A 13938-nucleotide genomic window follows, 5' to 3' on the forward strand; every position below is an offset into this window, starting at 1 on the left:
TAACAACAGAAGATGAATTATTCATAACGCAGCGCCTCCGCCGGTTTGACCCGGGCCGCGCGGGAGGCCGGGTAGAGGGTGGCACTGAAACTCAGCAGCACGGCACCCAGCAGGATCGTCATGACCTGGGCCGGCTCGACGATGACCGGCAGACCGCTGCCCCCCGCCGCCATATAGAGGTTGAGCCCAAGGGCATTGAGCAGAGGATTGAGGCCGAAGCAGAGCGCCAGCCCCGCCAGCCCCCCGAACAGGGCGCCAATGACGCCGCTCGACGCCCCCAGCACCATGAAGATCTTGACGATGCCGGATTCGCTCATGCCCATGGTACGCAGGATGGCCACCTCTCCTTCCTTGTCGGTGACCACCATCACCAGGGCGGAGAGGATGTTGAAGGTGGCGACCGCGATGATCAGCACCAGCATCAGCCCCATCATCCGTTTTTCCATGGCCACCGCCTGGAACAGCTCGCCGCGCTCGCGGCGCCAGTCCTGCCACTCCAGCCCGTCTGGCAACGCGGTCTTCACCACCTCGTCGGCGGCGAAGGGATCGTCCAGCCAGAGGCGGATGCCGCCCACCTTGTCCGCAGGCAGGCGCAGCATGCGCTGGGCATCCCCCAGGGCAATCAGTGCCACCTGGCTGTCCACATCGGCGCCGACCCCGAAGATACCGGAGACGGTGAAAAGACGCTGGGCCGGCACCCGGCCAAAGGGGGTAAAGCGGGTACCTTCGGTCAGGATGAGACGCACCTGGTCGCCGATGGAGACCTTGAGGCGGCTGGCCACCCCCTGCCCCAGCACGATGTGGTATTCACCGGCCTGCAGGCTGTCAAGGCGCCCTCCCAGCATCTGGGCGTGCAAGATGTCATCCTTGGGCCAGCGGGCGGGATCGATCCCCTGCACGCTCACGCCGGTGAGCTGACCCGGGCTTTGCAGCATGCCTTCGCTGTCGAGCATGGGGGCCGTGGCCACCACGTGGGGCAAGCGGGCCAGATCGGGCAGACCTTCGGGCTCGGCCTCGATGCGTCCGGCCTGATTGGTCACCACCACATGGGGGATCACCCCGAGGATGCGCCCCTTGAGCTGGCCTTCGAACCCGTTCATCACCGAGATCACCACCATCAGGGCGGCGACCCCGATGGCGATGCCAAAGGTGGAGAACAGGGAGATAAAGGAGACGAAGCGGTTACTGCGTCGCGAGCCTGCATAACGCAGGCCGATGGCCAGCGACAGTGGCTGAAAAAGTCCGGTCTTCAAGGATATCTACGTTGCCAACGAAATAAGATACCGGATAATAAAGGGAAACCGTCTATGACAACAAGGGATAGCCTCCATGCAGGAACAGTTCTTCAGCGTCACCCATGCCACGCCGGTCAATGTGATCCCCATGCCGGCCGACTTTCGTCTGCCGACGCTGGAGGCCCTGGAGGCCGAGTTGCCCGAGCCGTTTCGCATCGCCTCCGCCATCACCTCCATCGATCTGGTGAGCAGCCGGTTGCTGCGCAGCCAGAACGAGTCCATGCACGATCTGGTGGAGATCATCAACCAGCAGTCCCGCAAGATCGACATGATCATGGGCTATGTGCTGGCAGCCCAGGATCACCCCGAGCACCGCTTCCACACCCTGCGCTTTGGCGCCGGGCAGCTCACCTACCTGCACCCCCACCAGGGGCACGGGGAGGCCCCCGCCCTGCACCAGATCGTGCGGCTCAAGATCTTCCTGCGGGAAGAGGCCTCCGCCGTCTACTGCTACGGCGAGGTCGTGCAGCGGGACGCCGGAGAGCACGGCACCCACGTGATGCTCGACTACGTGCGCATCCGCGAGGATGACCGGGAGCTGCTGGTGCGCGCCAGCCTGCATGTGCAGTCGAAACAGCTCAAGCTGCGTGCCCAGGAACGTCAGCGCTAACCCAGGTCCATGTCAAAAGAACGCCAACAGTAAAAGACTCCGATGATGCCAATGACCCTCCCCGCCTTGCCCGCCAAAGCGGGCCAGAAGACAACGTTCGGCCAGCTGGTCGGCAGCAGCCTGGCGCTGGTTGCCGCCCGCCTCACCCGGGAAGCCCGAAGACCCGTCCTGCTGGTCACCGCCGATACCCCGAGCGCCCTGCGCCTTGAACAGGAACTGGGGTTCCTGCTGGCGGATCAGGATTGCCCGGTGCTGCTGTTCCCGGACTGGGAGACCCTGCCCTACGACAGCTTCTCTCCCCACCAGGACATCATCTCCCAGCGCCTCGAGACCCTCTACCAGTTGCCGCAGATGCGCCACGGCGTGCTCATCGTGCCCATCTCCACCCTGATGCTGCGCACGGCGCCCCAGGCTTATCTCGACAAATACAGCCTGATGGTCACAAGCGGCCAGCGCCTCAACCTGCAGCAGCTGCGCGGGCGTCTGGCGGAGGCGGGCTACGTGGCGGTGGAACAGGTGCTGGAGCACGGCGAATTCGCCGCCCGCGGCTCCCTGCTGGATCTCTTCCCCATGGGGAGCAGCCGCCCCTATCGCATTGATTTTTTCGACGACGAGGTGGACTCCATCCGCCCCTTCGACCCCGAGACCCAGCGCTCCAGCGAGCCGGTGAAGTCGGTGAGCCTCCTGCCCGCCCGGGAATTTCCCACCGACGAGGGGGCCATCGAGCTGTTTCGTGGCCAGTATCGCGAACAATTCGAGATCTCCCGCGCCGAGGGCTCCGTCTATCAGGAGGTGAGCAAGGGGCGCTGGCCCGCCGGCATCGAATACTACCTGCCGCTCTTCTTCCAGCAGACTGCCAGCCTGTTTGATTACCTGCCCGAAAACACCCTGCTGCTCACCGTGGGGGAGATCTACCCCGCGGCCCAGCGCTTCTGGAACGACATCGGCCAGCGCTATGAAGATAGACGCTGGGACAACACCCGTCCCCTGCTGCCGCCCCAGCAGATCTATCTGCCGGTGGAGCAGCTCTTCGCCGCCCTCGGGGACTATGGCGCCGTGCGTCTGCAGGAGGCGACCGTTGACGGCGGAGCGGGTCAGCAGGATCTGCCCCTCGCCCCCCTGCCGGATCTGCAGCTCGACCACAGCAAGGAGCAACCCCTGCTGGCCCTTGACGGCTTCCTGCAAGGCTTTGCCGGGCGCACCCTGTTTGCGGTGGAGTCCGAGGGGCGGCGCGAGGGGCTCGGGGATCTGCTCGCACGGATCAACCTGCAACCCCGGGAGTTTGCCTCCCTCGACGCCTTCCTGGTGAGCGATGCGCGCCACGGGCTGCTGGTCTGCCCCCTGGAGCGGGGCTTCCTGCTGCAAGAGCCCGGCCAGACGCCCCTTGCCCTCATCACCGAGGCCGAGCTGCTCGGCGGCAAGATCCGCAGCAAGCGCCAGCGGGACAAGAGCAAGAACTTAAGCTCCGATGCGGTGATCCGAAACCTGGGTGAGCTGACCCAGGGCCAGCCGGTGGTACACCTGGATCACGGGGTCGGTCGTTACCTGGGGCTCGAGACCATAGATGCAGGCGGCCTGCCCACCGAGTTTCTGACCCTGGAATACGCCGGCGGCGACAAGCTGTTCGTGCCGGTCACCAGTTTGCACCTGATCAGCCGCTACACCGGCTCGGACAACCCGCCCAGCCACAAGCTCGGCGGCGAGGCCTGGGTCAAGGCGCGGCGCAAGGCGGCGGAGAAGGTGCGGGACGTGGCGGCCGAGCTGCTGGATGTCTATGCCATGCGGGCAGCCCGTCACGGCTTTGCCTTCAAACACGACCGGGAGGCCTACCGCCAGTTTGCCGCGAGCTTCCCGTTCGAGGAGACCGAGGATCAGCTCAATGCCATCAACGCCGTGCTCGGCGACATGTGTCAGGCCAAGAGCATGGACCGCCTGGTGTGCGGCGACGTGGGCTTTGGCAAGACCGAAGTGGCGATGCGGGCGGCCTTTGTGGCCGTGCACGGCGGCAAGCAGGTGGCCGTGCTGGTGCCCACCACCCTCCTGGCCCAGCAGCACTACGACAACTTCCGCGACCGCTTCGCCAACTGGCCGGTGCGGGTGGAGGTGCTGAGCCGCTTCCGCTCCGCCAAGGAGCAGAGCGCCGTGATGAAGGAGATGGCCGAGGGCAAGGTGGACATCATCATCGGCACCCACAAGCTGCTCGGCGCCGAGCTCACCTTCAAGGATCTGGGCCTGCTCATCGTCGACGAGGAGCACCGCTTCGGGGTGCGCCAGAAGGAGAAGATCAAGGCGCTGCGCGCCGACGTGGATATCCTCACCCTCACCGCGACCCCCATTCCCCGCACCCTCAACATGGCCATGTCCGGCATGCGGGATCTCTCCATCATCGCCACCCCGCCCGCCAAGCGGCTCGCCATCAAGACCTTCGTGCGCCAGCACGAACCTGCAGTGGTGCGCGAGGCGGTACTGCGGGAATTGAAGCGCGGCGGCCAGGTCTACTACCTGCACAACGATGTGGAGAGCATCGAGAAGTGCGCCGCCGATCTTGCCGAGCTGGTGCCGGAGGCGCGCATCGGCATCGCCCACGGCCAGATGCGCGAGCGGGAGCTCGAGCGGGTGATGTCGGACTTCTACCACCAGCGCTTCAACCTGCTGGTGTGCACCACCATCATCGAGACCGGCATCGACGTGCCGAGCGCCAACACCATCATCATGGACCGGGCGGATCACCTTGGCCTGGCCCAGCTGCACCAGCTGCGGGGCCGGGTCGGTCGCTCCCACCACCAGGCCTATGCCTACCTGCTCACCCCCCATCCCAAGCTGATGACCAAGGATGCGGCCAAGCGGCTGGAGGCCATCGCATCCCTCGAAGATCTCGGCGCCGGCTTTGCGCTCGCCACCCACGATCTGGAGATCCGGGGCGCGGGCGAGCTGCTCGGCGACGATCAGAGCGGCCAGATCGAATCGGTGGGCTTCACCCTCTACATGGAGATGCTGGAGCAAGCGGTGGAGGCGCTCAAACATGGCAAGGAACCGTCGCTGGAGCAGCTCATGAGCCAGCATACCGAGGTGGAGCTGCGTCTGCCCGCCTTGCTCCCTGACGACTACATCCCGGACATCAACATGCGCCTCTCCATGTACAAGCGCATCGCCAGTGCCGCCGATGAGCAGGAGCTGCGGGAGCTCAAAGTGGAGCTCATCGATCGCTTCGGCCTCTTGCCGGAGCCGACCAAGACGCTGATGGAGCTGGCCGCCTTCCGCCAGCGCGCCACGGCGCTGGGGATTCGCCGGGTGGAGATGAGCGAGCGCGGCGGCTATCTGGACTTCACCCAGGAAACCCGCGTCAACCCGGCCTATCTGGTCAAGCTGCTCTCCGAGCAGCCGCGCATCTACAAGATGGACGGACCGACCCGGCTGCGCTTCCAGGTGCCGACCCAGGACAGGGCCATGCGCCTCAAACTGGTGGACGGCCTGCTGGCGGATCTCGCCCGCCATGCCACCCCCTGAGGAGAAGCATGACGTCAGCAGGGCGCGACCTGCCGCCTATAACAACGGGAGCCCCAGGGCTCCCGTTTCGTTGCTAGCAAGGGGCGGCATCTCGCCCCCGGCCCCCCTTCTTGCCTCTCGATGCCTCGGTTCGCCCTCCTGGCAGCACCATTTTGCCGCCAAATCCATCCACTGATGCGATACATTGAGTCACCACCCATCTGAAAAACAGATGGATGTGGGGATGATTGTGGGCAACAAACGGGTTCAACGCGCCTCGATCGCCCCGCAGATGGCCCGTGCCGTATTTATCCCGCCCACGTATCCAGACCAGGTATCCCGGCAAGGGGGCCACCAGCCATTGCACCGCGACAACCGAAGCGTCGCGTCAGTCCGTCAGTCCGTCAGTCCGTCAGTCCGTCAGTCCGTCAGTCCGTCAGTCCGTCAGTCCGTCAGTCCGTCAGTCCGTCAGCATATCAACCTGGCTACACCCGCCTGCACGCCAATAAAAACGGGAGCCTTGACGGCTCCCGTGACGAAGGGACGCTGGCCCGGGCTCAGCCCTGGTTGGCCGGATCCTCGTGGGCGGAGAACTCCCGCATGAAGGCCTCGGCCCGCTCCACCATCCTGGTGGAGCCGACGAAGTAAGGGGTGCGCTGGTGCAGGGCGGTAGGCTGGATGTCCATGATGCGGCCAAAGCCGTCGGACGCCTTGCCACCGGCCTGCTCCACCAGGAAGGCCATGGGGTTGCACTCATAGAGCAGGCGCAACTTGCCGTTCGGGGAGTTGGTGCCGGACGGGTAGATGTAGATGCCCCCCTTGAGCAGGTTGCGGTGGAAATCCGACACCAGGGAGCCGATGTAGCGGGAGGTGTAGGGCCTGTGAGTCGCCTCGTCACGCTCCTGGCAGTATTTCAGGTACTTCTTCACCCCGTCCGGGAACTTGATGTAGTTGCCCTCGTTGATGGAGTAGATCTTGCCCTCCTCCGGAATGCGGATGTTCTCGTGGGAGAGGCAGAAGCAGCCGATGGAGGGGTCATAGGTGAAGCCGTTGACCCCAAAGCCGGTGGTGTAGACCAGCATGGTGGAGGAGCCGTAGACCACGTAGCCCGCCGCGACCTGACGGTGACCCGGCTGCAGGAAGTCCTCCAGAGTGACCCCGGCGCCCGGTTTGCTGACCCGGCGGTAGATGGAGAAGATGGTCCCGACCGAGACGTTGACGTCGATGTTGGAGGAGCCGTCGAGGGGGTCTATCAGCACCACGTACTTGGAGTGACGAGAGAGCTCGGAATCGAAGGAGACAAAGTCCTCCTCCTCCTCAGAGGCCATGCCGCACACCTCGCCACGGGCCTCCAGCGCCGCCTTGAAGCGCTCGTTGGCATAGACGTCCAGCTTCTGCTGCACCTCGCCCTGCACGTTTTCGGCGCCGATGGAACCGATGATGTCCGCCAGCCCCGCCTTGTTGATCTCCCGGTTCACCACCTTGGCGGCCAGGCGGATGGAGCTGAGCAAGGAGGTCAGCTCGCCGGTCGCGGTCGGGTAGTCCGCCTGCTTTTTGACGATGAACTCGCCCATGGTGATCATGTTTCGCATTCTTGTTCCTTTAAGATCGTTTCCGTTGGCCGTTGAAAACGTTTGCAAGTGTCGGCAAAAAAAGTGCCGATCCCCGGCAGCGTTGTTTTGTAACCCAATGTAACGCCTGTTTTTTGTTTTTGCAGCGAATTAAGCCGTTCTTTAAATCGCCAGAAAGCCGCGCCACCACGGGCTTTCGCCGTGAAACAAGGGTGCCATCCGGCATCTTTTGGGGGGTTAATTCGTGACAAGAATGCATCCGGGCCGACGCGGCTGCCCGCCCTGCTCCCCCCTGGCGCCCGGCAATGTTGCGCCAGAGGCGCCCCTCTTGAGATCTGCCCCCCAATCCCGCACACTGGCTGCGCTTTGGAAGCAAAAAAACATAAGGATATTCAATGAAAAAGTCGCTTATCGCCGGGGCGGTTGCCGCTCTGCTCACCCTCCCCGTCCTCGCCGCCCAGGTGCCTGAAGGCACCCAGCTTCTGCCAGCCGCCCAGCAAGTGTTCGTGCGCAACATCGGCACCGAGCCTGCCTCCATCGATCCCCAGATGGTGGAAGAGAGCGCGGGCAGCGACGTCGTCAACGATCTGTTCGAGGGGCTCTATACCCTGGATGGCAACGGCAAGCTGCAGGCGGCGGGCGCCCTTGGCTACGAGCTCGATGCCACGGGCACCGTCTACACCTTCAAGCTCAGACCCGATGCCAAATGGTCCAACGGCGAGCCGGTGACGGCGGCGGACTACGTCTATGGCTGGCAGCGGGCGGCGGACCCCAAGAACGCCTCCAACTACGCCTGGTTCATCGAGCTGACCGGCGTCGCCAATGCCAGCGACGTGGTGCAGGGCAAGCAGAGCCCGGATGCCCTGGGGATCAAGGCGCTCGATGACTACACCCTGCAGATCACCCTGAAAAACCCGGTCCCCTTCTTCCTCAAGACCCTCTCCCACTACACCACCTTCCCGGCGCCCAAGGCCACCATCGAGAAATTCGGCCATGAGTGGGTCAAACCGGGCAACATCGTCTCCAACGGCGCCTTCGCCCTCAAGGAGTGGACCCCGAACGAGCGCCTCATCGCCGAGCGCAACCCCCACTACTGGGACAACGAGCACACCGTGCTGAACAAGGTGATCTATCTGGAGATCGTCTCCGATACCGCGGCCTACAACCGCTATCGTGCGAGCGAGCTGCACTACACCACCTATCCCCTGGAGCAGTATCAGCAGATCAAGCGCCAGAGCCCGGAGGAGCTGGTGAGCGCCCCCATGCTCGCCACCTACTACTACGTCTTCAACACCCAGCGCAAACCCTTTGACGACGTCAGGGTACGCAAGGCACTCTCTCTTGCCATCGACCGGGACACCATCACGGAGAAGATCCTGGGACAGGGGCAGCTCTCCGCCTTCAGCCTGACCCCTCCGAGCGTGGACGGCTTCGAGCTCAAACGCCCCGCCAGCGAGCTGATGAGCAAGGAAGAGCGCATCAAGCAGGCCAAGGCGCTGCTCGGCGAGGCGGGTTACGGCCCGGACAAGCCGCTGACGGTGGACATCCTCTACAACACCAACGAGGGGCACAAGAAGATAGCGCTCGCCATCTCCTCCATGTGGAAGCACAACCTGGGGGTCAAGGCGGAGCTCAACAACATGGAGTGGAAGACCATGGTGTCGGCCCTGAACGAGGGTGACTTCGGGGTAAGCCGCTACTCCTGGAACGGAGACTACAACGATGCCTCCACCTTCCTCGACATCATGACCTCCAGCAGCAGCGCCAACAGCGGCAAGTGGTTCAACAAGGAGTACGACGCCCTCCTGGCCAAGGCCCATGACGCCAAGGATCCGGCCGAGCGCAACCGCCTCTATCAGCAGGCCGAGGTGCTGATCGACGAGGAAGCACCCATCGCGCCTGTCTACTTCTACGTGAAATCACGGCTGCTCAAACCCAACGTCAAGGGCTACCCCTACCAGAACCCGCAAGACCTGGTCTATGCCAAGGATCTCTATCTGACGGCGCAGTGACGCTGGGCACCGAACCAAAAGACCGCCTCGAGGGCGGTCTTTTTTTATCCTACTTCTCCTGACAGCCCGCCACCGCGAGCCGGGCGCGTCTTCGCACCGTCACGGGCCTCACCAGCAACTGCGCCAGCAGCACCCCCATCAGGGTCATGCCGCCACCGATGAGGTGATAGCTGGTGAGCCGCTCCCCGAGCCAGCTGATGGCAAGGGCGGCCGTCATCACCGGCAACAGGTTCATGAAGATGGCGGTGCGGCTCGCCCCGAGCAGGGCAATGCCCTGCATCCAGAGCCAGGGCGAGAGGGCCGAGGTCGGGATCCCCGCATAGAGGATGAGCCAGAGGGCGCTGCCATCGGGCCAGTGCCCGTCCACCAGCAGATAGAAGGGGGTGAGGAACAGGAGGCTGCACAGCACCTGGCCGTAGAGCATGGACCAGTTGTCCAGCCCCAGATCCCAGCACTTGAGCAGCACGCTGTAGAGCGCATAGGTAGCCGCCGAGAGCAGCATGTAAACGGAACCGATATGGATGCCCTGGGTCAGCAACCGGGCCGGATCCCCCTGCCCCAACAAAATCGCCAGCCCCAGAATGGAGATGGCGCCTCCCAGCAGCGCCCCCCAGGTGGGCCGCTCGCGCAGCAACCAGATGCTGAGCAGCACTGTCATCAAGGGGGTCAGTCCCATCATCAGGCCAATCTCGGTGGCCCCCAGGGTCTGGGCCGCGTAATAGCCAAAGGTCTGGTTCAAGACCATCCCGAGCAGGGCCAGCATCGCCAGCTTAGAGAAACCGGCCCGCAGCTTGCGGCGCTCGCGCCAGGCCCGGTGAGCCAGAAACGGGGTCAGCACCAGGGCCGCCACCATCCAGCGCGACCAGGCGAGCGCTGCTGGAGACAACACCCCGACCGCCAGCTTGCTGACGATGCCATTGCCGGCCCAGATGGCCATGCAGGAGAAGGGAAACAGGAAGGCAAGGGGCATTGCGATATCCAGAATCAAAAGGCGGGTATTGCGCGCGAGTATAGAGAGGCAATCAGGATAAGCAAGCCTGCCAACGCAGGAAGAAGCGCCATGACGCGAACGGTTGGCACCGCGCCCAGGCGCCATCAACAATCATGCCCGCACAGGGGCGGGCATGAGGGGGACCAGGGTCAGCCTGAGGCGCCTCAGGCGGCATCCATGTGGAGCCTTGAAATCAGTTCATTGACCTCGAGCACCGTCTGGCGATGGGGAATGTCGGCTTGCAATGGCATCATCAGCAAGCCCGACTGGAAATCGAAGCGTCCCCTGCCGTGGATGTAAATCCGCCCCTTGAAGAAGGTTTTGACATGTTTTGCCACCATCAGTGGCAGGTACTTCTTGAACACTCTCATCGTTTGCAACCTCTTGAAGTTGTATCCGTATGACAGCAGCTTATGCGAAATAATTCCGTTAAATTTATATAAAAAACCGGAAAAAACGACTCTCTCTTCCCCAAAAAACCAAACTGTAACTTATTATTAACTTTTACCGTATTGTATGCGGTCCTTCCAGCCAGAGCAAGACTCCTTTGCCATCTTGCCAGTCGATGCAGGCCAGCCCGGACGTCGCGAACATGGGGGCCCCTGCCACCGGGCAGAGACTCTGGACCAGATACCCCACCAGCGGCAGGTGGCTGACCATCAGGATGTTGTCATGCTCCGCCGCCAGCTCCGTGAGGTAGCTCGCCACGAAAGCCGGGTCCCCATAGGGGGTGATGTCGCCGCTCTCCTCGACCTTGAGGGCCTTGGGCAACACGGGGGCGATGGCCTGCCAGGTCTGTCTGGCACGCAGGTAGTTGCTGTGGATCACCAGGTTCAGGGAGCCTGCCAATTGGGGAGCCAGCCAGCCCGCCATGTGGATGGACTCTTCGATGCCTTGCTCGGTCAGTGGACGCTGTTCATCAGTCTTTGCGTTCATGCCAGCCTGGCCATGACGCATGATGTAGATTTTCATTACAACCTCGCCCAGGGGGCCTGTTTAAATAGCGGGGGAATCTTACCCCGCCATGCCGGGGGAAACAATTGCGCCACCTCTCAGAAAAGGGTTTGCCTCGCAAGATAGCGGGGTCGATAATCATGTTTAAATTCAAATAAATTCACCGCGAGCCCCTCCCCAATGAGCCCATATGCCAGTCCCAATGACCATCGGCGGTATCACTATCTGGAGCTGGCAAACCGGCTCAGGGTCTTGCTGATCTGTGATCCCGAGACCGACAAATCCGCCGCCTCCCTGGCGGTGAATACCGGCCACTTCGACGATCCTGCCGATCGCCAGGGCATGGCCCATTTCCTCGAGCATATGCTGTTTCTCGGCACCCGCACCTACCCCAAACCCGGTGAGTACCAGCAATTCATGAGCCGTCACGGGGGCAGCAACAACGCCTGGACCGGCACCGAGTTCACCAACTTCTTCTTCGACATCGACAACGGCTTCTTCGAGGCGGGGCTCGACCGGTTCTCCCAGTTCTTCATCTGCCCCACCTTTGCACCGGAGTGGGTCGACAAGGAGCGCAACGCGGTGGACTCCGAGTACCGCCTCAAGCTGCAGGACGACGTGCGCCGCAGCTACCAGGTGCACAAGGAGACGGTCAATCCGGACCACCCCTTCTCCAAATTCTCGGTGGGCAACCTCGACACTCTGGCGGATCTCCCCGGCCGGGATCTGCGCTCGGACCTCATTGCGTTCTACGAAACCCACTACAGTGCGGATCGCATGGCGCTGGTCATGCTTTCACCGGCACCCATCGAGACCCAGCTGGCCTGGTGTGATCGCTTCTTTGGTGCCATTCCGGATCGCCGCCTCGGCCCTCCGGTACTGAGCCATCCTCTCTATCGGCTCGATGATCTCGGCATTCGCATCCAGCTGACCCCGGTCAAGGAGACCCGCAAGCTGGCGCTGACCTTCCCGCTGCCGTGCGTGGATGAGTATTACGACAAAAAACCCCTCACCTTCCTGAGCCACCTCATCGGCTATGAGGGGGAAGGCAGCCTGCTCTCCCTGCTCAAGGGGCGGGGCTGGGTCAATCAGCTCGCCGCCGGCGGCGGCATCAGCGGCGCCAACTTCAAGGACTTTGGCGTGAGCTTTGGCCTCACCCCCCTTGGGCTTGAGCATGTGGACGAGATCATCGCCGCCCTGTTTGGCTATCTGAAGCTCATCGAGCGGGGTGGGGTGCAGGCCTGGCGCTATGAGGAGAAGCGCAGCGTGCTGGAATCCGCCTTCCGCTTCCAGGAGCGGGGACGGGCCCTCGACACCGTCTCCGGCCTCGTGCTCAACCTGTTCAGCTATGGGCCGGACGATCTGCTCTACGGCGACTACATGATGCGCGAGTTCGATGAGCCGCTGATCCGGCGCTTCCTCGCCAAGCTGACGCCCCACAATCTGCGGGTGACCATCCAGGCCCCGGAAGTGAGCACGGATCGCCTCGCCCGCTGGTACCAGACCCCCTACAGCGTCCAGAGCATCAGCGAGGCCGAGAAGATCCGCTGGCAGCAGAGTGAACCGGATCCCGCCCTGCACCTGCCGGCGCCCAACCCCTTCATCAGCACCCGCCTCGACGCCCGTCTGCCGGCACTGCCCGCCGACATGCCGTCCTGCCTCATCGACAGGCCCGGTTTTCGGCTCTGGCACCTGCACGAGCATCAGTTCAGCGTGCCCAAGGGCAGCCTTTACATCTCCGTCGACAGCGAACATGCGGTCAAGAGCCCGCGTCACATCGCCATGGCGCGTCTGGCCGTGGAACTGCTCACGGATCACCTCAACGCCCTTACCTACCCGGCGGAGCTCGCGGGCCTTGGCTACCAGATTTATGCCCATCAGGGGGGCTTTACCATCAACCTCAGCGGCTTTGCCGACAAGCAACCGCTGCTGCTCGACATGATCCTCGGCAACCGCACCCTGGGGTATCCGGATCCGGCCCGCTTTAGCGAGATCAAGGAGCAGCTTATCCGCAACTGGGAGAACCAGTCCAAGACCCGCCCCATCTCCCAGTTGTTCAACCAGCTCACCAGTTTGCTGCAACCCAACAACCCGCCCTTCGAGCAGCTGTTGCGCCACCTGCGCACCGTTGAACTCGGGGAGATGCCCGGCTTCGTCTCCGAGCTCTTTGCCAGGGTGCATCTGGAGGCCCTGGTACACGGAGACTGGACGGCCGCCGAGGCCCTCGAACTCGCGGCCCTGCTGGAGCGCCACCTCGGTGCCAACAGCCAGCCCAGCGCCGAGACCCGCCGCCCCCTCATCTCCATCCAGGACAGAGGCACCCTCATTCGCGAACAGGGGTGCGATCACGAGGACTCGGCGCTGCTGGTCTACTACCAGTCGCGCACCACCCGGGCGCGGGATCTCGCCTGCTTCACCCTGGCCAACCACATCATGTCATCCACCTTCTTCCACGAGCTGCGCACCCGCCAGCAGCTCGGTTACGTGGTGGGAGCCGGCAACCTGCCCCTCAACCGCCATCCCGGTCTCATCTTCTATATCCAGTCGCCGGTAGCGGGGCCGCAGATCCTGCTGGATGCGGTGGAGGAGTTCATCGATCTCTTCCCGCTCGCCATGCTGGAGTTCACCGAGCAGCAGTGGCAGGAGAGCAAGGCGGGGTTGCAGGCCCAGCTCAGCGAGCGGGATGCCAACCTGCGCAGCCGCGGCCAGCGGCTCTGGGTCAGCATCGGCAACAAGGATCTGGGTTTTGATCAGCGCGAACGGGTACGCGAGGAGGTGGGCAGGCTCAGCCGTGCCGATCTGGTGCGCTTCATCACCCAGCTGAGATCCCGTACCTCGGATCGCCTCATCCTCTGCAGCTATGGCCTGGGCCACGAGCACGACGAGCGGATCACCGGCCAGTTTGTCGACGATCCCAGGGCATTTCGGCTCAACGCCGCCACCTTTGAAGGCTGACCTCCCCTGTTGGCAACGCGCAGACAATAAAAAGCCGACCCCGTGGGGTCGGCTGGAAAAACCA

Annotated in this window: 10 protein-coding genes; 4 read left to right on the forward strand and 6 right to left on the reverse strand. The window is 63.2% G+C overall.

Annotated elements, in window-relative coordinates; all coding sequences use genetic code 11:
• Nucleotides 1-17: 17 nt before the first annotated feature.
• On the reverse strand, nucleotides 18-1253 hold the full coding sequence (locus tag HKD46_RS01160) for a lipoprotein-releasing ABC transporter permease subunit (RefSeq protein WP_010674566.1): 1236 nt from the start codon (nucleotides 1251-1253) through the stop codon (nucleotides 18-20).
• 76 nt (nucleotides 1254-1329) lie between these two features.
• Between HKD46_RS01160 and HKD46_RS01165 the strand changes: the two genes are divergently transcribed.
• Both HKD46_RS01165 and mfd read left to right on the forward strand, forming a co-directional pair.
• Nucleotides 1330-1905 carry a hypothetical protein gene (locus HKD46_RS01165; RefSeq protein ID WP_049636824.1) on the forward strand — a complete coding sequence of 192 codons (576 nt, stop codon included), beginning with the start codon at nucleotides 1330-1332 and terminating at the stop codon, nucleotides 1903-1905.
• A gap of 42 nt (nucleotides 1906-1947) precedes the next feature.
• Nucleotides 1948-5412 carry a transcription-repair coupling factor gene (gene mfd, locus HKD46_RS01170; RefSeq protein WP_171864775.1) on the forward strand — a complete coding sequence of 1155 codons (3465 nt, stop codon included), beginning with the start codon at nucleotides 1948-1950 and terminating at the stop codon, nucleotides 5410-5412.
• Between the two features lie 536 nt (nucleotides 5413-5948).
• Here mfd and fbp read toward each other — a convergent pair.
• Together fbp and HKD46_RS01180 are read right to left on the reverse strand one after the other, a co-directional pair.
• Nucleotides 5949-6983, reverse strand: coding sequence for a class 1 fructose-bisphosphatase (gene fbp, locus HKD46_RS01175; RefSeq protein WP_029314452.1), 1035 nt, complete (start codon nucleotides 6981-6983; stop codon nucleotides 5949-5951).
• Nucleotides 6971-7213, reverse strand: coding sequence for a hypothetical protein (locus HKD46_RS01180; RefSeq protein ID WP_139739434.1), 243 nt, complete (start codon nucleotides 7211-7213; stop codon nucleotides 6971-6973). The genes fbp and HKD46_RS01180 overlap by 13 nt, the downstream gene beginning before the upstream one ends.
• A 144-nt stretch (nucleotides 7214-7357) precedes the next feature.
• Here HKD46_RS01180 and HKD46_RS01185 point away from each other — a divergent pair, with 144 nt between their 5' ends.
• Nucleotides 7358-8974, forward strand: coding sequence for a peptide ABC transporter substrate-binding protein (locus tag HKD46_RS01185; protein ID WP_171864776.1), 1617 nt, complete (start codon nucleotides 7358-7360; stop codon nucleotides 8972-8974).
• A gap of 49 nt (nucleotides 8975-9023) precedes the next feature.
• Here the strand turns inward: HKD46_RS01185 and HKD46_RS01190 are convergent, their stop codons facing one another.
• From HKD46_RS01190 to sixA, 3 genes are all read right to left on the reverse strand, one after another.
• Nucleotides 9024-9944, reverse strand: a complete 921-nt coding sequence (locus HKD46_RS01190) for a DMT family transporter (protein WP_171864777.1) — start codon at nucleotides 9942-9944, stop codon at nucleotides 9024-9026.
• A 185-nt stretch (nucleotides 9945-10129) separates the two neighbouring features.
• Nucleotides 10130-10336 (reverse strand): DUF1107 domain-containing protein, encoded by a 207-nt coding sequence (locus HKD46_RS01195; RefSeq protein WP_005324080.1) that lies wholly within the window; start codon nucleotides 10334-10336, stop codon nucleotides 10130-10132.
• A gap of 133 nt (nucleotides 10337-10469) precedes the next feature.
• Nucleotides 10470-10937: a phosphohistidine phosphatase SixA gene (sixA, locus tag HKD46_RS01200; RefSeq protein ID WP_171864778.1), complete on the reverse strand. Its 468-nt coding sequence runs from the start codon at nucleotides 10935-10937 to the stop codon at nucleotides 10470-10472.
• A gap of 162 nt (nucleotides 10938-11099) precedes the next feature.
• On the opposite strand from sixA, the gene HKD46_RS01205 reads away from it, so the two are divergent.
• A complete protein-coding gene (locus HKD46_RS01205; RefSeq protein WP_042016091.1) occupies nucleotides 11100-13874 on the forward strand; it encodes an insulinase family protein in 2775 nt (924 codons plus the stop codon).
• Nucleotides 13875-13938 lie beyond the last annotated feature (64 nt).

This window comes from Aeromonas sp. TW 6 (genome assembly GCF_013168745.1).
GTDB lineage: Bacteria > Pseudomonadota > Gammaproteobacteria > Enterobacterales > Aeromonadaceae > Aeromonas > Aeromonas caviae.